The following is a 24,266-nucleotide window of genomic DNA, read 5'->3' on the forward strand; positions in this document are numbered from 1 at the left end:
TAATATAGTGGAACAAAATAAATAAAGATAAACATAAAGATAAATTAAAATAAAAATAGGAGGCTATATTATGAGTAATGAAAAAGCTATTAACGTTACATCAGAAATAGGTAAACTAAAAACAGTATTACTTCATAGACCAGGACGTGAACTTGAAAACATAACTCCTGATTTTATGGAAAGGCTTTTATTTGATGACATCCCTGATTTAGAAGCTGCAAGAAAAGAGCATGATGCTTTTGCTCAAGTTTTAAAAGACAATGGAGTAGAAGTAGTATATTTAGAAGAATTAGCTGCTGAATCTATTGAAGATAAAGAAGTAAGACAAAAATTTATTGAACAATTTTTAGAAGAAGCACATGTAAATGGTGAAGGTACTATAAAAGCATTAAAAGATCATTTTAGTGACTTAGATAATAAAGAATTAATAGATACTTTAATGGCTGGAGTTAGAAAGACTGAACTAAAAGACTATAAAGCTGAATCTTTAGCAGATATGGCAAGTAGTGATTATCCATTAGTATTAGATCCATTAACAAATCTTTATTTCACAAGAGATCCATTTGCAACAATTGGTACAGGAATTACTATAAATCAAATGAGAACTGAAACTAGAAATAGAGAAACAATATTTGCAGAATATATTTTTAAATATCATCCAAGATTTAAAGATGCTGGAGTACCAATTTGGTTAAATAGAGATGAAAAAACATCTATTGAAGGTGGAGATGAGCTTGTACTAAGTGAGAAAGTATTAGCAGTTGGTATTTCTCAAAGAACAGATGCAGCTTCTGTTGAAAAATTGGCTAAAAGATTATTTGAAAATAACGAGTCATTTGAAACAATACTTGCATTTGACATACCTAAATCAAGAGCATTTATGCATTTAGATACAGTATTTACAATGATTGATTATGACAAGTTTACAATCCATCCAGGAATTGAAGGTCCTTTAACCGTATTTTCAATAACTAAAGGTAAAGATGGAAATTTAGAAATAGAAAGAGAAAGAGATACTCTAGAGCACCTACTTGCAAAGCATCTTGAATTAGATAATGTAGAACTAATAAGATGTGCTGGTGGAGATCCAATAGATGCAGCAAGAGAACAATGGAATGATGGATCAAACACACTTACAATTGCTCCGGGAGAAGTTGTTGTATATGCTAGAAACCATGTAACTAATAGAATATTAGAAGAAAAAGGAATTAAATTACACAAAGTTGAAGGAACAGAGCTTGTAAGAGGCCGTGGAGGTCCAAGATGTATGAGTATGCCTTTAATTAGAGAAAAAGCTTAGTATTAAATAACTTTAAAGTGTTAATTATAAATAAATAAAAACAAAAAACTTAAGGAGGATTATTATGCCAGTTAATTTAAGAGGAAGAAGTTTTTTAAAATTATTAGATTATTCACCAAAGGAGATTAATTATTTACTTGATTTATCAAGAGATCTAAAAAGAGCTAAATATACAGGAACAGAAAGACAAACAATGAAGGGGAAAAATGTTGCATTAATATTTGAAAAATCTTCAACTAGAACTAGATGTGCATTTGAAGTTGGAGCGATGGATCAAGGTGCAGGTGTAACATATTTAGGACCTACAGGAAGTCAAATGGGTACAAAAGAAACAGTAAAAGATACTGCAAGGGTTCTTGGTGGAATGTATGATGGTATTGAATACAGAGGTTTCTCTCAAGAAGCAGTAGAAACTTTAGCTGAATTCTCAGGAGTACCAGTATGGAATGGATTAACTGACGAGTTCCATCCAACACAAATATTAGCAGACTGGTTAACTATAAAAGAACATAAAGGTTATCTTAAAGGAATTAAATTTGCATATGTTGGAGATGGAAGAAACAATATGGCAAACTCTCTAATGATAGGTGCTGCTAAAATGGGTATGGACTTTAGAATCGTATCACCTAAAAGCTTATTCCCAGATCAAGAATTAGTAGACAATGCTAAAGAAATTGCAAAAGAAAATGATGCAAAAATAACTGTTACTGATTCAGTAGATGATGGAGTAGCTGGAGTAGATGTAATATATACTGATGTTTGGGTATCAATGGGTGAACCAGAAGAAGTATGGGAAGAAAGAATTAATTTATTAAAACCATACCAAGTAAATAGAGAAATGATGAATAAAGCTGATAGTGAAGCTATATTCATGCATTGTTTACCATCATTCCATGATACTAAAACAAAAGTTGGAAAAGATATATATGAAAAATTTGGATTAGAAGCAATGGAAGTAACAGATGAAGTATTTGAATCTAAGCAATCAGTAGTATTTGCTGAAGCAGAAAATAGAATGCATACAATAAAAGCTGTAATGGTTGCAACATTAGGTGACTAATAAATAATTAGAAAAGGATCAATATTGATCCTTTTCTTTTTTTACTTTTTTTAGTGAAAAATGATATAATATTATAAAAACTGGAGAAAAATATGAAAAGACCATTTTTGAGTATTGTAGTAATATATATAATTTCAATATTATATTTTTATTATATTCAAATAGAATTTTTATTATCTTTGATATTTTTTTTAGGATTTCTCATAATTATATTTTTAAAAAAGAAAAATATAAAGATTATTATGGTTTTATTATTTGTTATATCATTAGGATTTGTTTCATTATATTATAATATGCATGGATATAAAACTAAAGATTTTACAGATGAAAATATTGACATTGAAATAGTTATAAAAGAAAATATAAAAAATAATGAATATTCAAGTACATATAATGGTGAAATTAAAAGAATATATTATAATAGCAAAGCTTATGATATTGAAGAAAATACAATTATAAGAATAAAAAATAATAAAAAATTAAATTATGGAACAGTTATAAGAGGACAAGCCGATTTAAAAAGTCCTGATGTAAATACTAATAGTGGAATATTTAATTATAAAAGATATTTAAATACACAGAAAATATATTCTATTGTAGAAATTGACAATTACATAATTAAAGGACAAATAAAATTCAATATTTTATCTACAATAAAATTAAAATCAAAAGAATATGTAAATAGTTTCTTAGATAATAGTTTAAGTGAAAAAAATAGTGACATAATAAAAGCTATTATTTTAGGAGATGAATCTTCATTAGATGAAAACTATAAGGAACAGTATAGAGAACTTGGGATTGCACATATACTCGCTATATCAGGGCTTCATATAGGGATAATAGCAGGTGTGATATTGTTTTTACTTAGTAATTTAGGGATAAATTATAAACTTTCTAGTTTTATAACATTATTGTTTATTTTTACATATGGATATATTGTAGGTTTTCCTGCTTCTATACTTAGATCAAGTATTATATTATTTTTTATAATTATATCTAGAATATTATATAAAAAGCCAGACTATATAAATATTATTAGCTTTGTAGCGTTTATATTACTTATATATAATCCTTTGTGGATATTTGATGTAGGTTTTCAATTATCATTTATAGCTACACTTTCTATAGTGATTTTGACTCCTATAATAAATAAAAAAATGTTTGCTTCTGTAAGATTTGGCAATACAATATCAGCTTTAATTTCAGTTCAAATAGGTACAATTCCTATATTAATATATCATTTTAATTATATATCGATAACATCTTTAATATCTAATATTATACTTATTCCTATATTGTCTTTTGTATTGATAAGTGTTTTATTGTTAATTATATTATCAACTTTATTCACAAATATATCGATTTTGTTTATGAAAATAATTGATAAAATATTATATTATTTTTCTTATTTAGTAGATTTTCACCAGGAATTCTTAAATATTATTATAAAATCATCTTCATGGTCTCTTACAAGTATAGTTTGTTATTATATTATAATATATTTAATTATAAAAGTTAAAGTTTTAAAGAAACTCAGATATAGGTATATTAAGATGTTTTTTTATACATATATATTTTTATTACTATTAAATGTAATATCATTCTCTCAGTTTAGATGGAGTGTTAATTTTATTGATGTAGGTCAAGGGGATAGCTCATTAATAAAAATAAAAGATAAGACCTTTTTAATTGATTCTGGTGGTAATATTTTTAGTGATTATGATATTGGAGAAAAAATCTTAATACCTTATCTTTTAAAGAACAATATTACAGAAATAGATGGAGTATTTATAAGTCATTTTCATGAAGATCATGTTGAAGGGTTAATAAGTATATTAAAAACAGACTTTATTAAAGTGAAAAATATATATTATAATAAGTATAATATAAAAAATAATTTATATAATGAAATAAAATACCTTTCAAAATCAAGAAATATTAAAATGATTAATGTTACTAGAAAAAATGTATTGAAAGTATATGATGTAGCAGAATTTAAGTTTTATAATAGTGGCATAGTAGACTCTGAAGAAAATAACAATACTAATATAATAAGTTTAACTTTAGATAATACTACAAAGGTTTTGTATATGGGAGATGCGGAAAAAGCTTTAGAAGATAAATTTGTAAAATATAATAGTGATAAATATGATATTATAAAAATAGGTCATCACGGAAGCAAGACTTCTACTACAGAAGATATTTTGAAAGATATTAATGCTAATTTAGCTATAATAAGTGTGGGGAAAAATACTTATGGTCATCCAAATGAAGAAGTGATTAACAGGTTAAAAAATAATAATTTAGAAATAAAAAGAACTGATTACCAAGGAAATATTTTAGTTGAAAATAATTTTAGAAGTTATAATGTAAGTTGGTTTAATAAAAAATTACAATTGGAATTAAGAGATGTGTATTATAGTATAATATTTGTTTGTATCATGTATATGAATATTGTATATATAAGATTAGAATCTACAAAGGAGAAAATTGATGGGATATAAAGGATTAATAGATGGTATTAAAAAAAATGATTTGAAAAATATATATATATTTTTGGGACAAGAAGTATTTTTAATTGATTTTTGTATAGAAAAAATTAAAGAAAAGTATATTGATCCTAACTTTGAAACATTAAATTATATAACTATTGATGGAAAAGATATAAATGCAGTTGAAGCAATTAATGCAGCAGAAACTCTTCCATTTATGTCTGAAAAAAAATTGGTTGTAATAAATGATCCATCTTGGTTTTCAAAACAAGCCAAAATTGAAGAAACTAAGGATCTTTTATCTTATTTAGATAAGCCATCTACTTCTACAATATTAATATTTAATATAAAGAGGTCATCTATAGATAAAAGAAAAAAAATAGTAAAAACAATAAAAAAGCAAGGTGGAATAATAGAGTTTGATAAAATTAGAGGTAGTGAGTTAGAGAAATGGGTAGAAAAAGAATTTAAAAAGAAAAACAAAACTATAGATAAAAAGAGTATAGATAGATTTATTGATATTACAGGATATTTAAGCTCTAATAGTGAAATTACTCTATATGATATGAAGAATGAAATTGAAAAGACTGTTAATTATATAGGAGAAGAACAGAGAATAAAAGAAGAGGATATAGAAAAAGTACTAATAAAATCTCTACAAAGTAATATTTTTGAACTTGTAGATGCTATTGCAGAAAAAAGGTTTAATAAAGCTATATCAATTTTTAATATTATGATATTGAATAACGAGCCTCCTCAACTTATTATTCATATGATTACAAGACAATTTAGATTGCTTTTAATGTCGAAAGTTTTACAGTTAAAGGGATATAGTGTAATAGAATTATCTAAAAAGATGAAAGTGCCTAATTTTGTAGCTAAAAAAATTTTAACTCAAAGTAAAAATTTCTCTATGGACACGTTAAAAGGAAACTTAGAAACTTGCATAAATACTGATAAAAGCATAAAAAAAGGAAAAATTGATGCAAAACTTGGCATAGAAATACTCATAATGAATATGAACAAACAATAAAAACTTCGGGTAGATTTTGTTATCCCCGAAGTTTTTTATTACTTAGCAGCATTTAACTTGCTAGCTAATTGACTTACTTTTCTACTAGCTTTATTTTTATGCATAGTATTTTTTATAGCAGCTCTATCAAGTTTCTTTTCAATTACCTTAAATAATTCTTTTGCTTCATCTATATTATTATTGTCTAAAGCATTTTCAAATTTTTTGATGTATGTCTTTATTTGAGATTTTCTTTTTTTATTAACTAATGTTTTGCTTTCAATAACTTTAATTCTTTTCTTAGCAGATTTAATATTTGCCATTAGGTTTTCACCCCCTTCAAAATACATTAACAAAAGCTATTTTACCATAAATAAGCTTTTATTACAAGCAAAAAAAGGGAATAGATAAAATTTAAATAAAAGAATATTTTTTGTTTAGTTAGGAAATATATATACAAATAGTAAAATCATAAAAATGGAGTGATAAATATGTTTCAAATACGTACGGATTTAGCTGTAGAAGCAAGAGAAATATATAATGAAGGTAAAGAACAAGAAATCTCAGGAGTGGAAATTGAAAAGGAAGAAACTAATGACTATAAAATAGTAAGAATTAAAATATTAGATAAAACGGGAGAAAAAAATTTAAATAAAAAAATAGGAAATTATACTACAATAGAATGTTCTGCTTTAAAAAGTGCAGATCAAGATTTAAAAGATAATATAAGTAAAGTATTAGCTAAAGAATTAAAAGCAATAATTAGCAATAAAAAACATGGAAAAACTTTAGTTGTAGGATTGGGAAATAGGAATGTTACTCCTGATGCATTAGGACCAAAAGTAGTTGAAAAAATATTAGTAACAAGACATTTTTTTAAGGCATATAAAAAAGAGAGTGATGAAACAATGGCAAATGTTTCATCTATATCTCCTGGTGTTATGGGACTTACAGGAATAGAAACAAGTGAAATAATAAAAGGAATTGTAGAAAAAACAGAACCAGAATTAATAATAGCTGTAGATGCATTAGCTTCAAGAAATATGAGGCATATTAGTTCTACAATACAAATATCAGATACTGGAATTAGTCCAGGATCTGGTGTAGGAAATAGAAGAAAACCAATAAGTGAAGAGTATTTAGGAGTACCAGTAATAGCTATAGGAATTCCTACAGTTGTAGATGCAGCAACACTTATAAATGATACTATAGGACTTATAATTGGTGAAATGAAACAACAAGCTGAAAAAGGTCAGCAATTTTATTCATTATTAGAAGATTTGGAGGAAAATGATAAATATAATTTAATAAAAGAAGTACTATCTCCTTATATGGATAATGTAATGGTCACTCCAAAAGAAGTTGATGATTTAATTAATGATTTAAGTCAAATTATATCTAACGGTATAAACATATCTGTTCATCCAGGAATAGATTTAAAAGATGTAAATAGATATTTAAATTAAATCATATTTAATAGTTCTTCTGAATATAGTTTATATAGTGGGTTCTATATAAACTATAAGAGGAGGAAAATAATGAAAGTATACTATGTAAAGGATAGAAGCATAATTTATATTATTGCAGCTATAGTATGTTTGTCAGTCATATTCACAGGTATAAGAATTATAGATAAATTTCAAAAGCAAGAAAAGGTAGAGAAAACAGTAGAAGTTGTGGAGTTAAGTGTTTTTACTGATTTAATAACTAATTCAAATACTTTTTTTGGAAGTGTATATAAAAAGAAATATGATAAAGAATCTTTTTTTATAAATATAAAATCAAAAATTACAGGAAAGTTAAAGATTGATAAAAATCTAATAAAAACGCAATTACCTGCTATAATTAATATGGCAGAAGAACCTCAACTTTCAAGTAGAGGTTCAAAAAAAGACTTAGATAAAAATGAAGAAACATTTCATCAGATAGAAGGAGATACAGATTATAAAGCATTAGGAGATATATCATTTATAGATGAAGAAGAAGTAATAGAAGTGGGAAATCTTGGAATATCGAAAGAAAAGGCTTTAGAAAAAATTAAAAATATAGATAAACCTAAAAGTATAAGTATTGCAAAAGATAAACCTTATATTATGATTTATCATACTCATGCTACAGAAGCATATTTACCAAATCATGATGGTGGTTTTAGATCAAGGGATAAAAATTATAATATGATAAAAATAGGTGATATAATAACAGAAAAATTAATAGAAAAAGGTCACAGGGTAAAACATATTGAGACTACTCATGATTATCCAAGTTATAATGCGTCATATTCAAGAGCACGTTCTACTATAGAAAAAGAATTAAAAGGTGAAAAAAACTTAAGAGTGTTAATAGATATTCATAGAGATGGAGTTTCTCCAGGAGCTTCATATTATGATCGTATAAAAAAAGAAAGTGTTGTACAAATTGATGGTAAGAAAGTAGGTACTTTTAAATTTGTAGTTGGAAATGACACTCCTAATAAAGATAAAGTTTTACAATTTGCAAATTATATAAAATCTGTATCAGATATGATGTATCCAGGATTATGTTTAAAGCCTATTATAAAGCCTTATGGAAAATTTAATCAATATTTAAGTGATTATAGTTTACTTATGGAAGTAGGGAGTAATGTTAATACTTTAGAAGAGACAGAAAGAACTGCAGATTATATTTCTGAAATATTAGATGTAGCATTAAAGGGTATGGTAAATTAATACCCTTCTTTTTTAGGGAAAAAAATGGTACAATAATAATATCTTAATTGGGGGTGTATATATGTCAGAAGATAAAAGTGATAAATTTAAAAATGAAGCTTTTGAATGGATAAAAAGTATTTTATTTGCTGTAGTTATTGCAATTATAATAAAAACATTTATTTTTAATACAACATATGTATTAGGTAATTCTATGTATCCTACTCTACATGAAAAGGATAGATTATTTACAAATAAAATTATATATATAGTAGATGAACCTAAGAGAGGGGATATTGTTGTATTACATGCACCAGATGAAATGAATAAAGATTATATAAAAAGAGTAATAGGTGTAGAAGGAGATATTGTCCAAATAAAAAATGGATATGTATATTTAAATGGAGAGAAATTAAACGAAAAATATATTGCACCTAACAGTTATACAAATGAAGAACTTAAAATAGAAGTAGGGAAAGACGAAGTGTTTGTATTAGGAGATAATAGACTTAAAAATGCTAGTAAGGACAGTAGATATTTTGGAACAGTAAATATTGACGAAATAACAGGCAAAGCCTTTTTTAGATATTATCCATTTAACGATAGATTTGGAACTTTAAAATAAAAGTATAAAATTATAAAATTTGTCCATACTCATTAATGGTGATGAGAATATGGAAAGTAGACTTGAAAGATATTTAAAAGAAAAGAAAAATAAAAAAAGAAAGAGAATAAAAATTTTAATTATATCTTTGATGGTGATATTATTAGTTGTTGCCATTAGTATAGTAAATGATAGTTTATACAACTATTTTGATTTAACAGATACATCTGTTTTTAATTATGAATATGAAAAATCAACACACGTCATTGAAATTTTTGGAAATGAATTTGACATCAATTTAAATAAAGCAGTAAAAAATATAAAAGAATATATAGTAAATATATTTTAAAAAGCGACTTTGTCGCTTTTTATTTACTTATATCTAATTATATGATATTCTACAAGTTAGATAATAATGAAATAAGTAACATTTCCTATAGAGGAGGAAAACATGGATATAAGAGAAAGAAGAACAAGAGTTAGAAATTTTTCTATAATTGCCCACATTGATCATGGTAAGTCAACACTTGCAGATAGACTTATTCAAAGTACAGGGCTTGTAACAAAAAGGGAAATGCAAGAGCAACTTTTAGATAATATGGACTTGGAAAGAGAAAGAGGTATAACAATAAAACTTCAAACTACTAGATTAGTATATAAAGCTAAAGATGGTAATGAGTACATATTAAACTTGATAGATACTCCAGGACATGTAGACTTCAATTATGAAGTATCAAGAAGTCTTGCTGCATGTGAAGGTGCAATTCTTGTAGTAGATGCTGCACAAGGAGTAGAAGCTCAAACTTTAGCCAATGTATATTTAGCTATAGAACAAGATCTTGAAATATTACCTGTAATAAATAAAATAGATTTACCAAGTGCAAGACCAGAAGAAGTAAAAAAAGAAGTTGAAGATGTTGTAGGGCTTGATTGCTCTGAAGCACCTATGATTTCTGCAAAAGAAGGATTAAATATAGAAGATGTTTTGGAAGCTATCGTTAAATATATTCCTGCTCCTAGTGGGGATAATGATAATCCATTAAAAGCACTAATATTTGATTCATATTATGATTCATATAAGGGTGTTATTGCTGATGTAAGAGTTATGGAAGGTTCCATAAAAAAAGGCATGGAAATAAAAATGATGGCAACTGATAAAAAATTTGAAGTAACAGAAGTGGGGATTTTTTCTCCTAATATGGTTGAAATAGACTCACTTAATGCAGGAGATGTAGGTTATGTTTCTGCAAGTATCAAAAATGTAAAAGATGCAAGAGTAGGGGATACTATAACAAGTGTTCAAAACCCTGCAGAGGAGCCCTTACCAGGGTATAAAAAGGTTACTCCAATGGTATATTGTGGTATTTATCCAGCTGAAGGTGAAGACTATAACAATGTTCGTGAAGCTTTAGAAAAATTACAAGTAAATGATGCATCACTTACCTTTGAAGCAGAAACTTCTGTAGCATTAGGGTTTGGATTTAGATGTGGATTTTTAGGTTTACTTCATCTGGAAATAATACAAGAAAGATTAGAAAGAGAGTTTGATTTAAATATAGTAACTACTGCACCAAGTGTTATTTATAAAATCAAAAAAACAGATGGCGAATTAATTGAAATACAAAATCCAACTAATATGCCACCTACTCAAGAGATTGATTATATGGAAGAACCAATAGTTGAAGCTTCGATTATGTCACCAACTGACTTTGTAGGTCCAGTAATGGAATTGTGTCAAAGTAGACGTGCAGTTTTTAAAAATATGGAATATTTAGAAGAGACAAGAGTAGTAATGCATTACGACATACCACTTAACGAAGTAATTTATGACTTTTTTGATGCATTAAAATCAAAAACTAAAGGATATGCTTCATTAGATTATGAACTAAAAGGGTATGAACAATCAGAGTTAGTTAAACTTGATATACTTATAAACAAAGAATTAGTAGATGCATTTTCAATAATTGCACATAAAGATAAAGCATATGAAAGAGGAAGAATGATTGCTGAAAAACTAAAAGATGTTATTCCACGTCATATGTTTGCAGTTCCTATACAAGCAAGTATTGGAAATAAAGTTATAGCAAGAGAAACAATAAGAGCTCTTAGAAAAGATGTTTTATCTAAATGTTATGGTGGAGATATAAGTAGAAAGAAAAAGTTATTAGAAAAGCAAAAAGAAGGAAAGAAAAGAATGAGACAAGTTGGTAATGTAGAAGTTCCACAAGACGCTTTTCTTGCTGTACTTAAATTTGATGATAAATAAAATGCACACAATTTGTGTGCATTATTAATTTTATAAAATATATTAATATATTATTAAGAGGTGATCTTTTGAAAGATGCTGCATTATATATTCATATACCTTTTTGCATAAAGAAATGTGATTATTGTGACTTTACTTCTTTTTGTTATAACCAAAAAAAAGTAGAAGAGTATATATCTTTATTATTAAAAGAAATAGATATGTATAGTGATCTAGTTGCAGAATATAAATTTAAAACATTGTTTTTTGGTGGAGGCACACCTTCCCTAATAAATGAAAAATTCATTGGAGATATTTTACAAAAGTTAAATGGAAAATTCAGATTAGATTTAGAAGAAATAACGATAGAAGCAAACCCTAAAACGCTAAATAAAAATAAATTATTATATTATAAAAAATTGGGCATAAATAGGATTAGTGTTGGGGTACAATCAGTTCAAGATAGTATATTAAAAGATATAGGAAGGATTCATAATAAAAATGATTTTTTAAGTACTTACAATCTTTTAAAAGAAACTGGTTTTACTAATATAAATGCTGATATAATGTTTAATTTACCAGATCAAAGTATAGAAGATGTGATGGAATCCTTAAACCAAATGATAAACTTAGATATTCCCCATATATCTTTTTATAGTTTAAGTATAGAAGAAGGAACTCCCTTTTATAAGAGATACAATGAAGGTAATTTAAATATTGGGGATGAAGATATAGAAAGAAAAATGTATCATAAAGGAATAAAGTTATTAGAAAAAAATAATATTTATCAATATGAGATATCTAATTTTTCAAAAATGGGATATGAATGTAAGCATAATATGTATTATTGGAAATTGAAACCATATTTAGGACTTGGAGTTTCTTCCCATTCAAATATATTTTCTAAGAGATGGGGAAATACTAAAAATTATATTGATTATAAAAATAATATTTATAAAAACAAGTTTCCTGTAGATTATTCTGAAAACATTGATTTAGAAACAGAGATCGGTGAATATATAATTTTAGGGCTAAGGTTAAATGAAGGAATATCAAAGATAGAATTTAAAGAAAAATACAATATAGAATTTGATAAAAAATTCAAAGAAGCTATAGAAGAAAGCATTGAATATGGTCTTATAGAAAATAAAAAAGATAGAATTAATTTAACAAAAAAAGGACGAGACTTATCCAATAGAGTTTTTAGTCTTTTTATATAAAAAGGGGTTGACAAACTTCTTATAAAATGATAATTTTTATATAGATATTAGCACTCTGTTTAACAGAGTGCTAATATCTAGATGAAAAGGGTGATACTATGACCATTGATGGAAGAAAACTAAAGATATTACAGGCTATCATCCATAATTATATAACAAATGCTGAGCCAATTGGATCTAGAACAATATCTAAAAGATATAATCTGGGTGTTAGTCCAGCTACAATTAGAAATGAAATGTCAGATCTAGAAGAGCTAGGGTTTTTATTGCAACCACACACCTCAGCCGGAAGAATACCATCAAATAAAGCTTATCGATTATATGTAAATAAGCTAACAGAAGAACAAAATTTAACAAAAGAAAAATTAAATAATTTAGATAAAAAAATGCTGAAAGAAATAGGTAGAGTTGAAGAACTGATAGAAAATAGTGCTTCTATATTATCAAAACTAACAAACTATACCTCATTAGCTATTGCGCCACAATTAAAACTTAGTAATATAAAACATATACAATTAGTTCCAGTAGATGATTTAAGAGTATTACTAGTAATTGTAACTGATTCAGGCATAGTTAAAAACACTATATTAAGACTAGATAATATTGTGTCTAATGATCAGCTAAATATAATATCAAATTTACTTACAGAAAAATTAAAAGGGAAGATGATTGGTGGAATAGGTAAAATTCTAGAAAAAGATATTACAAACAATATGTATGAATATAAGGATATATTAGAATCTCTTGTATCTACAATAAATAATTCTTTTAGTAATATTGATGAAATAGAATCTTACTCTAATGGAATCACTAAAATATTCAATTTTCCTGAATATAATGATATAGAAAAGGCAAAATCATTTATATCATTTATTCAAAACAAAGAAAATGTTATAGATATGCTTTTAAATAAAGATATAGAAGATATGAATAATTTAGGGATTTATATCGGAGAAGAAAATATGTATGATGAAATCAAAAATTGTAGTTTAATTACTGCAACTTATCGAGTAAATGGTAGAATAATTGGTAAGATTGGAGTAATAGGTCCTACAAGAATGGAATATTCAAAAGTTATTCCAGTTGTTCAAAGATTGTCTTTAGATTTATCTAATATATTAAAGCGGTATTTTGAGTAGTTATTATATAAAGAGGTGAAGTAGTTGAATAATGAAGAAAAAGATTTAGAAAAAGAAGATTTAGAAGAAGATTTAGAAGAAAAAGAACAAGAAACACAAAATGAAGATTCAGAACAAATTAGTGAAGAAGAATCTAATGAAGAAATAGAAGTTAAAAATGAAGATTTTAACAAATTGAATGATAGTTTTTTAAGACTTCAAGCTGACTTTTCAAACTATAAAAGAAGAGTAGAAAAAGACAAACAATCTATTTATCAATTTGCTAATGAAAAATTAGTATTAGAACTGTTAGATGTAATAGATAACTTTGAGAGGGCATTTGCATCTGCAAATAAAGATGAAGAAAAAGAAGGCTTTTATGAAGGAGTTGTAATGGTATATAAACAACTTCTAGATATACTAGAAAAGAATGGCTTAGAAGAAATTGAAGCCAAAGACGAAAAATTTGATCCTAATTTACATCATGCAGTAATGCAAGAAGAAAGTGAAGATGTAGAGGAAGAAACTATTATAGATGTATTTCAAAAGGGTTACAAATTAAAAAACAAAGTAATCAGACCTAGTATGGTTAAAGTAGCAAAATAAAATATTTTAAGAATAATTTAGGAGGTAATGATTTTGAGTAAAATTATAGGAATTGACTTAGGAACAACAAACTCATGTGTTGCAGTAATGGAAGGTGGAGAATCTACTGTTATACCAAACTCTGAAGGTAATAGAACTACTCCATCAGTAGTAGCTTTTACAAAAGAAGGTGAAAGGTTAGTAGGTGAAACTGCAAAAAGACAAGCGGTTACTAATCCAGAAAGAACTATTATGTCAATAAAAACACATATGGGTTCAAATCATACAGAAAATATTGATGATAAAAACCTCACACCACAAGACATATCTGCTATGATTCTTCAAAAATTAAAATCAGATGCAGAGAGTTATTTAGGTGAAACTGTAAGTGAAGCAGTAATAACTGTGCCAGCATACTTTACAGATAGCCAAAGACAAGCAACAAAAGATGCAGGGAAAATTGCAGGACTTACTGTAAAGAGAATCATAAATGAACCAACAGCAGCATCACTTGCTTATGGTTTAGATAAAGAAGATGAACATCAAACTATAATGGTATATGACTTAGGAGGAGGAACATTTGATGTATCCATACTCGAACTTGGAGATGGAGTATTTGAAGTTATATCTACTAAAGGTGATAACCATTTAGGTGGAGATGATTTTGATAAAGTATTAATTGATTATTTAGCAGAAGAATTCAAAAAAGAAAATGGTATAGATTTAAGAAGCGATAAAATGGCTCTACAAAGACTAAAAGAAGGAGCAGAAAAAGCTAAAAAAGAATTATCATCAACAATGAAAACGAATATAAATTTACCATTTATTACAGCTACACAAGAAGGACCAAAACATTTAAATATAGATATTACAAGATCAAAATTTGAAGAGTTATCCTCTCATTTAGTTGAAAAAACTTTAGGACCTATCAGAGAAGCGCTTAAAGATGCAGGAATTAGTGCAGGAGAGTTAGATAAAGTTATTTTAGTTGGTGGTTCTACAAGAATACCAGCAGTTCAAGAAGAAGTTAAAAAATTAACTGGAAAAGATGCACATAAAGGGGTTAATCCTGATGAAGTTGTTGCACTTGGAGCAGCAATACAAGGTGGAGTATTAAGTGGAGATGTTAAAGATGTATTATTATTAGATGTTACACCTTTATCACTTGGTATTGAAACATTAGGTGGAGTATTTACAAAACTTATAGAAAGAAATACTACAATACCTACAAAGAAAAGCCAAACATTCTCAACAGCAGCAGATAATCAAACAGCTGTAGACATTCACGTATTACAAGGTGAAAGAGAAATGGCTACTCACAATGTGACTTTAGGTAGATTCCAACTTACAGGAATACCACAAGCACCAAGAGGAGTACCTCAAATAGAAGTAACATTTGATATAGATGCAAATGGTATAGTTAATGTATCTGCAAAAGATTTAGGTACAGGAAAAGAGCAAAAAATCACTATAACTGCTTCAACTAATTTATCTGATGAAGAGATAGAACAAAAAATTAAAGACGCAGAAATGCATGAAGAAGAAGACAAAAAGAAAAAAGAAGAAATAGAAGCAAGAAATACTGCTGAATCTACTGTTTATCAAACAGAAAAAACTCTTAAAGATTTAGGAGATAAGGTAAGTGCTGATGAAAAATCTAAAGTAGAAGCAAAATTAGATGAACTTAAAAAAGCATTAGAAAGTGATAATACAGAAGAAATAAAGACAAAAACAGAAGAATTAAATAATGAATTCCATGCTATATCACAAAAAATGTATGAGCAAGCAGCTGGTCAAGCACAACAAAATCAAGAAGGCCAAGCAAATCAACAATCTCAAGAAGACGATAATGTAGTTGATGCTGATTATGAAGTAGTAGATGATGAAGAAGATAAATAATTAAATTATATACTAGAGCTAAATCGTTTGATTTAGCTTTAGTATTTTAAAGAAATTGGTAGCTTAGGCGGTGAAAAATTGAGTAAAAGAGATTATTATGAAATATTAGGTGTAGATAAAAATGCAGATGACAAAGAAATAAAAAGAGCATATAGAAAGCTAGCTAAAAAATATCACCCTGATTTAAATCCAGATGATAAAGAGTCAGAAGTTAAATTTAAGGAAGCTAGTGAAGCATATGAAGTATTAAGTAATTCAGAAAAAAGACAAAGATATGATCAGTTTGGTCACCAAGGTGTAAATGGTCAAGGAGCAGGTGGCTTTGGTGGCGGATTTAGCGGCCAAGGTTTTGATTTTGGAGATATATTTGGAGATGTGTTTGGAGATATATTTGGCGGTGGAGGTTTTTCTAATGGAAGAAGAAGAAATGGACCTAGAAAAGGTGCAGATATAAAGGTTGCATTAGATATAACATTTAAAGAAGCTGCTTTTGGTACGGAAAAGAAAATTGATATAAAAAGAACAGAAAATTGCACAAAATGTAATGGAACAGGAGCAAAGTCTTCAAGTGATAAAAAAACTTGTTCTCAATGTAATGGATCAGGTGAAGTTAAACAAGCACAAAATACTCCATTCGGTCAATTTGTAAACGTAAGAACTTGTCCAACGTGTAATGGAACAGGTGAAATTATAGCAGACCCTTGTACAAAGTGTAATGGAACAGGAACAGAGAAGAAAACAAAGAGAATTACAATAAATGTTCCAGCAGGTGTTGATACTGGCTCAGTGATACCTCTTCGTGGTGAAGGTGAACCTGGAGAAAAGGGTGGACCTAGAGGAGATTTATATATTTATATAAATGTATTACCTCATGAAATATTCCATAGAGATGGTAATGATGTAGTACTTGAATTTCCAATAACATTTGTTCAAGCGGCACTAGGTGATGAAGTAGAAGTGCCTACATTAGATGGGAAAGTGAAATATAAGATAAATGAAGGCACACAAACAGGGACTGTGTTTAGACTTAAAAACAAAGGTATACCTAGTGTTAGAGGTTATGGTAGAGGCGACCAGTATGTAAAAGTAGTTATAGAAGTTCCTAAAAATTTAAATGAAAGCCAAAAAGATATATTAAGGAAATTTGCTGAACAAACAGGAGAAACTGTTCATGAACAAAAAAAAGGATTCTTTGATAAAGTTAAAGATATTTTTGGGTAAAGTAAAGGTAAATAATCATCTATATAGATGATTATTTACCTTTATACATTGGTATAATAAAGTTAGATGACTAAATATACAATTTTTGATATACTATTTGTGAGATAAATTATCAAAGCTAAATAAACTTAAGGATGTGTGAATATATGAAATGGATCGAAGTCCAAGTTAAAACAACTACTGAAGCTGTAGAAACTGTAACTAATATTCTATATGAAGCAGGAGCTTGTGGATTAGTTATTGAGGATCCAAATGATATAACTCATTTTGAAACAGATAGTGAAAAGTGGGATTATATTGACCCGAAGCTATTAGAAAGTGATTTTGAAGGTGCTATAGTAAAAGGATATTTTGAAGAAAGTGAAGACTTAATAGATAAAATTGAATTAATAAAAGATAATATAGAAATGATTCCAAATTATCAATTGGATAAAGGACTTGGAGAAGTAACCACATCCGAAATTGAAGATCAAGATTGGTCAGAAACTTGGAGGAAATATTATAAGCCTAAGAAAATAGGAGAAAAAGTAGTTATAAAACCTACTTGGGAAGAATATGAAAAACAAGAAGAAGATATAATAATAGAATTAGATCCAGGTATGGCATTTGGTACAGGAACACATGAAACTACTATGATGTGTATTAGACAATTAGAAAAATATATACATAAATTTGATACTGTATTTGATATAGGAACAGGAACAGGAGTACTTGCTATAGCAAGTGCAAAGCTTGGTGCTGTTAATACTATTGCAATTGATTTAGATGAAGATGCAGTTCGAGTAGCAAAACAAAATGTAGTGAAAAATGGTGTAGCAAATACTGTACAAGTAAAACATGGAGATTTATTAGAGATAATAGATGGAAAAGCCAATGTTATAGTTGCAAATATAATAGCAGATATAATAAGTATGTTAGCAAAAGACATAAAGAAATTCTTGGAAAATGATGGAGTTTTCATATCTTCAGGTATAATACTTGATAAAATACCAGATGTGAAAAAGTCATTAGAAGAAAATGGACTTAGGGTAGTAGATGAAATCCAAATGGGTGAGTGGGCTTGCCTTGTTTCTAAAATAGGTGAAATAAATGAATAGATTTTTTGTTTCTAAGGATATGATAGATGGTAACTCTATAATAATACAAGATAAAGATGATATAAAGCATATAAAAAATGTTTTAAGACTTAAAGAAAATGATAAAATAGAAATTTCCGATGGTAATGATAGTGAATATATAGTTAAAATTGATAATATTACAAATGAATATATTAAAACTACTATTGTAGAAAAAAATAATATAAAAAGAGAAAGTGATATTAATATTACGTTATATCAAGGATTTCCTAAATCTTCTAAAATGGATATAATAATTCAGAAAGTAACAGAACTAGGTGTGAAAAAAATAGTGCCTATTATAACTGATAGAACTGTGGTTAAAATAAATAACAAGAAAAAAGAAGAAAAAAAACTGGAAAGATTTAAAAAAATAGTAGTTGAAGCATCAAAACAATCTAAAAGAGGAATTATACCTGAAGTATCAGAAGTTATTAATTTAAATCAAGTTATTGAAAACATGAAAATAACTAATGATTTCTTAATAGTTCCTTATGAAAGTGAAAATGAAATTGGAATAAAAGATGTTTTAAGCAAAAAAAAAGAAAAAGATATCAGCATAATTATAGGGCCAGAAGGTGGTTTTTCTAAGGAAGAAATAAATAAGTTACAGAATATAGGTGCAAATATAGTTTCTCTAGGGCCTAGAATCCTTAGAACAGAAACAGCAGGTATTGCACTAATATCTATGATTATGTATGAATTAGGAGATGTAGGAGTGATTTAAATGGAAAGTGTATCATTTTATACATTAGGTTGTAAAGTTAATCAATATGAAACTGATGCAATGGCTGAATCATTTAGAAATAATGGATATGAAATAAAAAATCATAATGAAATATCAGATATATATGTAATTAATACTTGTTCAGTAACAAACCTTGGAGAAAGAAAATCAAGACAATTTATTAGAAGAGCTAAAAAAGAAAATCCAGAATCTATAATTTGTGTAGTAGGATGTTATGCTCAAATTTCTCCAGAAGAAGTTTCAAATATTGAAGGAGTAGACTTAATAATTGGAACAAAAGAAAAAAGTAAAATAGTAGAATTATGTGAAAAAGTAAAAAAAGAAAATACTAAAATAAATACAGTGGAAAATGTGATGAATATAACAAAATTTGAAGAATTAGAATCAAACTCTATTCAAGAAAACACAAGAGCATATATTAAAATCCAAGAAGGATGTAATCAATTTTGCTCATATTGTATAATACCATATGCTAGAGGGCCTATTAGAAGTAGAGAGTTTGATAATATAATAAAAGAAGCTAAAACATTAGTAGATAAAGGATTCAAAGAATTAGTTCTTACAGGAATTCATGTAGCTTCATATGGTAAAGATTTAGGAGAAATTTCACTTATAGATGTAATAGAGGCGGTTCATAAAATAGAAGGACTAGAAAGAATAAGGTTAAGTTCAATAGAACCAATGCTTATTACAGAAAAGTTTATGAATAGACTTAAAAAATTAGAAAAGGTATGTCCTCATTTTCATTTATCACTCCAAAGTGGATCTGACACTGTACTTTATAGAATGAATAGAAAATATAATACAAAGGAATATAAAGAAAGAGTAGACATTATAAGAAACTTTATGCCTGATGCTGCAATTACAACAGATATAATAGTGGGCTTTCCAGGAGAAACTGAAGAAGAATTTCAAGAAACATATAACTTTGTAAAAGAAATAGAATTTGCAAGTGTACATGTCTTTAAATATTCAAAAAGAGAAGGAACACCAGCAGCAAATCATAAAAATCAAGTTCATGGAACTATAAAAAATAATAGAAGTAAAAAATTAATAGAATTAACAAATAGAGGGCATTTAGATTTCTTGAAGAAATTTTTAGGTGCTGAAAGGGAAATATTAATAGAAACAAGTTCTAAAAAATCAGGCTATATGGAAGGCTATACTGACAATTATATAAGAGTAGCTATAAAAGGTAGTGAAGAATTAGAAAATGAAATAATTAATACTAAACTTATTGAAATAGATGATGACAAAGTTTTAGGTGAAATTATTTAAATATAATATATTTGGAGGTGAAAAAATGAGTGATTGTATTTTTTGTAAAATAGTAGAAAAAGAAATTCCATCTGATGTTGTTTATGAAGATGAAAAGGTAATTGCATTTAATGATTTGGAACCTCAAGCCCCTACTCATATTCTAATAATACCTAAAAAACATATTTCTTCACTTAATACTTTGAAAAAGGAAGATTTAGAAGTAATAGCTCATATTTTTGGTATAATACCTAAATTGGCAGAAGAAAAAGGGATTAAAGAATCTGGATATAGAGTTGTGAATAATTGTGGAAATGATGGAGGACAAACAGTAGGACATATACATTTTCATATCTTAGGAGGTAGAAGTTTACAATGGCCTCCTGGTTAAAATATTATCACAATTAATAAGTGAAAAATGGTTGCAGAAATATTATATTTAAGTTATAATTATAACGTGCCAAAATCCACTTACTGCAAGGGATTTATGTAATATTGCAGAAATGAGGGGAGGGAGAAAAATGGCAGAAATCAAAGTTGGAGATAGCGAGTCATTAGAAAATGCTTTAAGAAGGTTTAAGAGACAATGTTCTAGAAGTGGAGTTTTATCAGAAGCTAGAAAAAGAGAACATTATGAAAAACCAAGTGTAGCTCGCAAGAAAAAAGCAGAAGCAGCTAGAAGAAAAAATAAAAGAAAAAGAAGATAATTTTTTAAGAAGGTGAATTAATGTCACTTAAGGTTAAATTAATGGATGATCTAAAGACTTCTATGAGAAATAAGGAGAAACTTAGAAAAAATACCATTACACTTATTAGATCTGCTATTAAACAAAAAGAAGTAGACGAAAGAATAGAACTTAATGATGAAGCTATATTAGATATAATATCTAAACAAGTTAAACAGAAAAAAGATTCTATTAATGAATTTAAAAAAGGTAACCGTGATGATTTAGTTTCTCAAACAGAGCAAGAAATAAATATTCTAATGGGATATTTACCACCGCAATTATCTGAAGAAGAATTGGAATTAATAGTAAAACAAGCTATTGAAGAAACTGAAGCGAATTCTATGAAAGATATGGGAAAAATAATGGGCAAAGTAATGCCTCAAATAAAAGGAAGAGCAGACGGTAGCCTTGTAAATAAAATAGCAATTAAATATTTGAAGAAATAATAAAAAATTCTACGATAGAAATATCGTAGAATTTTTTTGTTTATAAATGTAAAGAATGAAATTAAAATTCAAAATTAAATTTAAGTATTGAAATTTAATTTCAAAAGTGTTATGATATATATAAAGAAAAGAGGTGAAAAAATGGAAAGTGAATTAAATAAATTAGTAACAGAATCTATTAATCCAAATACTAAAGATATTGATCAAATGAATACTTTAGACATAATAAAAACGATAAACGAAGAAGATAAAAAAGTAGCTATTGCAGTAGAAAAAGAAATTCCTAATATATCTAATGCAGTGGATGTGATTTACTCGCAGTTAAAAGAAGGTGGGAGACTTATCTATATTGGTGCAGGAACCAGTGGAAGATTAGGTATATTAGATGCATCAGAATGCCCTCCTACTTTTGGAGTAAATCCAGGTATGGTAGTTGGTCTTATAGCAGGTGGAGATATAGCTATAAGAAATGCAGTTGAAGGGGCAGAAGATAGTAAACAAGAAGCTATAAAGCAATTAAAGGGAATTGATTTAAATAAATCAGATGTTTTAGTAGGGATTGCAGCTAGTGGAAGAACTCCTTATGTTGTAGGGGCACTTGAATATGCAAAGCAAAATGGAATAAATACTATAGGTGTGACATGTAATCCAGACTCTGATATTTCAAAAATTTCAGATATATCTATTGCACCTGTGGTAGGACCTGAGGCTATATCAGGGTCTACAAGAATGAAAGCAGGAACAGCTCAAAAAATGGTATTAAATATGTTATCAACTGCTTCAATGATAAAATTGGGTAAGGTATATAAGAATTTAATGGTTGACCTTCAAGCTAAGAATTTAAAGTTAAAAGAAAGATGTGTAAAAATTGTAAATAAAGCTACAAATGTAGACAGAAAAACTGCCACAGACTATTTACAGAAAACTGATTACGATGTAAAACTTGCAATTTTCCTTATTAAATCAGACTTAGAAATTAATGAAGCAAAAAAAGTACTTAAGAATTATGATGGGCATTTATCAGAAGCTATAAAGTCAGTAAATTCATAAATAATAAAAAGGGGTGATTTTGTGAATAATAAAGAACTAGTATTAAAAATTATTGAATTAGTTGGTGGAGAAAGTAATATTCAACATGCTACTAATTGTATGACTCGCCTTAGACTTAAAATTAAAGATTATAATAAGGTGAAAATGGATGAGTTGAAGTCTTTAGATGGAGTAATGGGTGTAGTAGAAGATGAAACATTACAAATTGTTGTTGGACCTGGTAAAGCGCAAAAATTAGCACTTATTCTTAAAGAAAACGTTACATTGACTAAAGAAATGGGTGCTTCAGAAGACTGGGAATCAAATAAGCAAAAGATTAAACAAAATCAAAAACAAAGCAAATTAAAGAAAGGCTTAAGAACTATAGGAGAAATATTTATTCCATTAATCCCAGCAATAATAGCAGCTGGTATATTAAATGGGTTTGCAGGTGTAATTACTAACTTACAAAGTACTGGAAGTTTACCTGCTAATGAATTTTGGAATATTACAAGATTAATATTATCATTAATTGGTGGAGCATTTTTAGGTTATTTTACAATATTTACGGGTATAAATGCTGCAAAGCAATTTGGAGCTACAGAAGGACTTGGTGGTATGGTAGGTGCTATGACTGTAATGACGCAAATTGATGAAATATCACAATTGTTAGGGTTATTCAATGTAGATTCTCCCCTTAACTCTACTCTAAGAGCAGGTAAAGGTGGTATAATTGGTGTTATAATAGGTGTATTTATATTAGCGCAAATTGAAAAGAGAGTTAGAAAAGTAGTACCAGATGTACTAGATTTAATTGTTACTCCAGTAGTAACTTTATTACTTGTAACATTATTAATGTTATTCATAATAATGCCTATTTCAGGATTTGTGTCTGATGGTTTGATTTATGTATTAGAATTATTAGTATCTTCGGAAATACCAGCTGTAAGTATTATATCAGGATATATATTATCTGCAATATTCTTGCCTATGGTATTATTAGGACTTCATCATGGATTAATACCAATCTATGCAGTTCAATTAGAAACATTTGGAGGAGTATCTTTATTCCCGGTATTAGCAATGGCAGGAGCTGGTCAAGTAGGTGCTGCAATTGCAATTTACTTTAAGGCAAAAAGAGCAGGTAATAATAAATTGCAACAAATCATTTCAGGTGCTTTACCTGCAGGTGTACTTGGAATAGGTGAGCCTTTAATCTACGGTGTAACTCTTCCATTAGGTAAGCCTTTTATAACAGCAGGATTAGGTGCTGGTTTTGGTGGGGCATATGTAATGCTAAGTAAAGTTTTAGCTGGAGCATGGGGACCATCAGGGTTAGCAGCAATACCTTTAATGCAATCTGGCTCAATGCTTAATTATATTTTAGGACTTTTAATTTCATACATTGGTGGGTTTATAATAACTTATTTATTTATAAAAGAGCAAGATGTAGTTAGTTTAAGATAATACTATTAGACAGTTAAAGTTCATTTTTAAAATGAT

Annotated in this window: 23 protein-coding genes; 22 read left to right on the forward strand and 1 reads right to left on the reverse strand. The window is 27.7% G+C overall.

The genetic code is table 11. From position 1 onward, the window contains the following. The first annotated feature begins 70 nt into the window (after nt 1–70). The 4 genes from arcA to holA all read left to right on the forward strand — a co-directional run bounded on the left by arcA (nt 71) and on the right by holA (nt 5,885). Nucleotides 71–1,300 carry an arginine deiminase gene (gene arcA / locus E0D94_RS07175; protein ID WP_130806599.1) on the forward strand — a complete coding sequence of 410 codons (1,230 nt, stop codon included), beginning with the start codon at nt 71–73 and terminating at the stop codon, nt 1,298–1,300. 64 nt (nt 1,301–1,364) lie between these two features. Beyond that, nucleotides 1,365–2,360: an ornithine carbamoyltransferase gene (gene argF, locus E0D94_RS07180; RefSeq protein ID WP_130806600.1), complete on the forward strand. Its 996-nt coding sequence runs from the start codon at nt 1,365–1,367 to the stop codon at nt 2,358–2,360. A gap of 92 nt (nt 2,361–2,452) precedes the next feature. Beyond that, nucleotides 2,453–4,864: a DNA internalization-related competence protein ComEC/Rec2 gene (locus E0D94_RS07185; protein ID WP_130806601.1), complete on the forward strand. Its 2,412-nt coding sequence runs from the start codon at nt 2,453–2,455 to the stop codon at nt 4,862–4,864. Next, the gene (holA, locus tag E0D94_RS07190) at nt 4,854–5,885 is read left to right on the forward strand and encodes a DNA polymerase III subunit delta (RefSeq protein ID WP_130806602.1); all 1,032 of its coding nucleotides are present in this window, start codon (nt 4,854–4,856) and stop codon (nt 5,883–5,885) included. The genes E0D94_RS07185 and holA overlap by 11 nt, the downstream gene beginning before the upstream one ends. 38 nt (nt 5,886–5,923) lie before the next feature. Here the strand turns inward: holA and rpsT are convergent, their stop codons facing one another. Beyond that, on the reverse strand, nt 5,924–6,187 hold the full coding sequence (gene rpsT, locus E0D94_RS07195; RefSeq protein ID WP_130806603.1) for a 30S ribosomal protein S20: 264 nt from the start codon (nt 6,185–6,187) through the stop codon (nt 5,924–5,926). Between the two features lie 168 nt (nt 6,188–6,355). Here rpsT and gpr point away from each other — a divergent pair, with 168 nt between their 5' ends. The 18 genes from gpr (at nt 6,356) to E0D94_RS07285 (ending at nt 24,230) form a co-directional block, all read left to right on the forward strand. Then, entirely contained in the window at nt 6,356–7,330 is a 975-nt protein-coding gene (gpr, locus tag E0D94_RS07200; RefSeq protein WP_130806604.1) for a GPR endopeptidase, read from the forward strand. Nucleotides 7,331–7,402: 72 nt separating this feature from the next. Beyond that, entirely contained in the window at nt 7,403–8,569 is a 1,167-nt protein-coding gene (gene spoIIP, locus E0D94_RS07205) for a stage II sporulation protein P (RefSeq protein ID WP_130806605.1), read from the forward strand. A 61-nt stretch (nt 8,570–8,630) separates the two neighbouring features. Then, nucleotides 8,631–9,173, forward strand: a complete 543-nt coding sequence (gene lepB / locus E0D94_RS07210; RefSeq protein ID WP_130806606.1) for a signal peptidase I — start codon at nt 8,631–8,633, stop codon at nt 9,171–9,173. 49 nt (nt 9,174–9,222) lie between these two features. Then, nucleotides 9,223–9,501, forward strand: a complete 279-nt coding sequence (locus E0D94_RS07215; RefSeq protein WP_130806607.1) for a hypothetical protein — start codon at nt 9,223–9,225, stop codon at nt 9,499–9,501. Between the two features lie 102 nt (nt 9,502–9,603). Further along, entirely contained in the window at nt 9,604–11,418 is a 1,815-nt protein-coding gene (gene lepA / locus E0D94_RS07220) for a translation elongation factor 4 (RefSeq protein ID WP_130806608.1), read from the forward strand. A 68-nt stretch (nt 11,419–11,486) separates the two neighbouring features. Then, nucleotides 11,487–12,617: a radical SAM family heme chaperone HemW gene (gene hemW / locus E0D94_RS07225; protein WP_130806609.1), complete on the forward strand. Its 1,131-nt coding sequence runs from the start codon at nt 11,487–11,489 to the stop codon at nt 12,615–12,617. Nucleotides 12,618–12,715: 98 nt separating this feature from the next. Continuing rightward, on the forward strand, nt 12,716–13,756 hold the full coding sequence (hrcA, locus tag E0D94_RS07230; RefSeq protein WP_130806610.1) for a heat-inducible transcriptional repressor HrcA: 1,041 nt from the start codon (nt 12,716–12,718) through the stop codon (nt 13,754–13,756). 24 nt (nt 13,757–13,780) lie between these two features. Beyond that, nucleotides 13,781–14,341: a nucleotide exchange factor GrpE gene (gene grpE, locus E0D94_RS07235; RefSeq protein WP_130806611.1), complete on the forward strand. Its 561-nt coding sequence runs from the start codon at nt 13,781–13,783 to the stop codon at nt 14,339–14,341. A 33-nt stretch (nt 14,342–14,374) separates the two neighbouring features. Continuing rightward, nucleotides 14,375–16,219, forward strand: a complete 1,845-nt coding sequence (gene dnaK / locus E0D94_RS07240) for a molecular chaperone DnaK (RefSeq protein ID WP_130806612.1) — start codon at nt 14,375–14,377, stop codon at nt 16,217–16,219. Between the two features lie 78 nt (nt 16,220–16,297). Then, entirely contained in the window at nt 16,298–17,440 is a 1,143-nt protein-coding gene (dnaJ, locus tag E0D94_RS07245) for a molecular chaperone DnaJ (protein ID WP_130806613.1), read from the forward strand. Between the two features lie 146 nt (nt 17,441–17,586). Further along, on the forward strand, nt 17,587–18,537 hold the full coding sequence (prmA, locus tag E0D94_RS07250; RefSeq protein WP_130806614.1) for a 50S ribosomal protein L11 methyltransferase: 951 nt from the start codon (nt 17,587–17,589) through the stop codon (nt 18,535–18,537). Next, entirely contained in the window at nt 18,530–19,282 is a 753-nt protein-coding gene (locus E0D94_RS07255) for a 16S rRNA (uracil(1498)-N(3))-methyltransferase (RefSeq protein ID WP_130806615.1), read from the forward strand. Before prmA ends, E0D94_RS07255 begins: the two co-directional genes overlap by 8 nt. Next, complete coding sequence (gene mtaB, locus E0D94_RS07260; protein ID WP_130806616.1) at nt 19,283–20,581, forward strand: tRNA (N(6)-L-threonylcarbamoyladenosine(37)-C(2))-methylthiotransferase MtaB; 1,299 nt, start codon at nt 19,283–19,285, stop codon at nt 20,579–20,581. A 25-nt stretch (nt 20,582–20,606) separates the two neighbouring features. Continuing rightward, nucleotides 20,607–20,951 carry a histidine triad nucleotide-binding protein gene (locus E0D94_RS07265; RefSeq protein WP_130806617.1) on the forward strand — a complete coding sequence of 115 codons (345 nt, stop codon included), beginning with the start codon at nt 20,607–20,609 and terminating at the stop codon, nt 20,949–20,951. Between the two features lie 130 nt (nt 20,952–21,081). Continuing rightward, entirely contained in the window at nt 21,082–21,267 is a 186-nt protein-coding gene (rpsU, locus tag E0D94_RS07270; RefSeq protein WP_130806618.1) for a 30S ribosomal protein S21, read from the forward strand. Between the two features lie 20 nt (nt 21,268–21,287). Then, nucleotides 21,288–21,734, forward strand: a complete 447-nt coding sequence (locus E0D94_RS07275; protein ID WP_130806619.1) for a GatB/YqeY domain-containing protein — start codon at nt 21,288–21,290, stop codon at nt 21,732–21,734. Nucleotides 21,735–21,875: 141 nt separating this feature from the next. Further along, on the forward strand, nt 21,876–22,784 hold the full coding sequence (gene murQ / locus E0D94_RS07280) for an N-acetylmuramic acid 6-phosphate etherase (RefSeq protein WP_130806620.1): 909 nt from the start codon (nt 21,876–21,878) through the stop codon (nt 22,782–22,784). Between the two features lie 21 nt (nt 22,785–22,805). After that, nucleotides 22,806–24,230, forward strand: a complete 1,425-nt coding sequence (locus E0D94_RS07285; protein WP_130806621.1) for a PTS transporter subunit EIIC — start codon at nt 22,806–22,808, stop codon at nt 24,228–24,230. Nucleotides 24,231–24,266: the final 36 nt, after the last annotated feature.

Source organism: Senegalia massiliensis, from assembly GCF_900626135.1.
Lineage (GTDB): Bacteria > Bacillota > Clostridia > Tissierellales > SIT17 > Anaeromonas > Anaeromonas massiliensis.

Bases quoted from the DNA above. Each gene is read 5' to 3' on its own strand.
- arcA (WP_130806599.1), top strand. From the start codon at position 71: ATGAGTAATGAAAAAGCTATTAACGTTACATCAGAAATAGGTAAACTA.
- argF (WP_130806600.1), top strand. From the start codon at position 1,365: ATGCCAGTTAATTTAAGAGGAAGAAGTTTTTTAAAATTATTAGATTAT.
- E0D94_RS07185 (WP_130806601.1), top strand. From the start codon at position 2,453: ATGAAAAGACCATTTTTGAGTATTGTAGTAATATATATAATTTCAATA.
- holA (WP_130806602.1), top strand. From the start codon at position 4,854: ATGGGATATAAAGGATTAATAGATGGTATTAAAAAAAATGATTTGAAA.
- rpsT (WP_130806603.1), bottom strand. From the start codon at position 6,187: ATGGCAAATATTAAATCTGCTAAGAAAAGAATTAAAGTTATTGAAAGC.
- gpr (WP_130806604.1), top strand. From the start codon at position 6,356: ATGTTTCAAATACGTACGGATTTAGCTGTAGAAGCAAGAGAAATATAT.
- spoIIP (WP_130806605.1), top strand. From the start codon at position 7,403: ATGAAAGTATACTATGTAAAGGATAGAAGCATAATTTATATTATTGCA.
- lepB (WP_130806606.1), top strand. From the start codon at position 8,631: ATGTCAGAAGATAAAAGTGATAAATTTAAAAATGAAGCTTTTGAATGG.
- E0D94_RS07215 (WP_130806607.1), top strand. From the start codon at position 9,223: ATGGAAAGTAGACTTGAAAGATATTTAAAAGAAAAGAAAAATAAAAAA.
- lepA (WP_130806608.1), top strand. From the start codon at position 9,604: ATGGATATAAGAGAAAGAAGAACAAGAGTTAGAAATTTTTCTATAATT.
- hrcA (WP_130806610.1), top strand. From the start codon at position 12,716: ATGACCATTGATGGAAGAAAACTAAAGATATTACAGGCTATCATCCAT.
- prmA (WP_130806614.1), top strand. From the start codon at position 17,587: ATGAAATGGATCGAAGTCCAAGTTAAAACAACTACTGAAGCTGTAGAA.
- E0D94_RS07255 (WP_130806615.1), top strand. From the start codon at position 18,530: ATGAATAGATTTTTTGTTTCTAAGGATATGATAGATGGTAACTCTATA.
- mtaB (WP_130806616.1), top strand. From the start codon at position 19,283: ATGGAAAGTGTATCATTTTATACATTAGGTTGTAAAGTTAATCAATAT.
- E0D94_RS07265 (WP_130806617.1), top strand. From the start codon at position 20,607: ATGAGTGATTGTATTTTTTGTAAAATAGTAGAAAAAGAAATTCCATCT.
- rpsU (WP_130806618.1), top strand. From the start codon at position 21,082: ATGGCAGAAATCAAAGTTGGAGATAGCGAGTCATTAGAAAATGCTTTA.
- E0D94_RS07275 (WP_130806619.1), top strand. From the start codon at position 21,288: ATGTCACTTAAGGTTAAATTAATGGATGATCTAAAGACTTCTATGAGA.
- murQ (WP_130806620.1), top strand. From the start codon at position 21,876: ATGGAAAGTGAATTAAATAAATTAGTAACAGAATCTATTAATCCAAAT.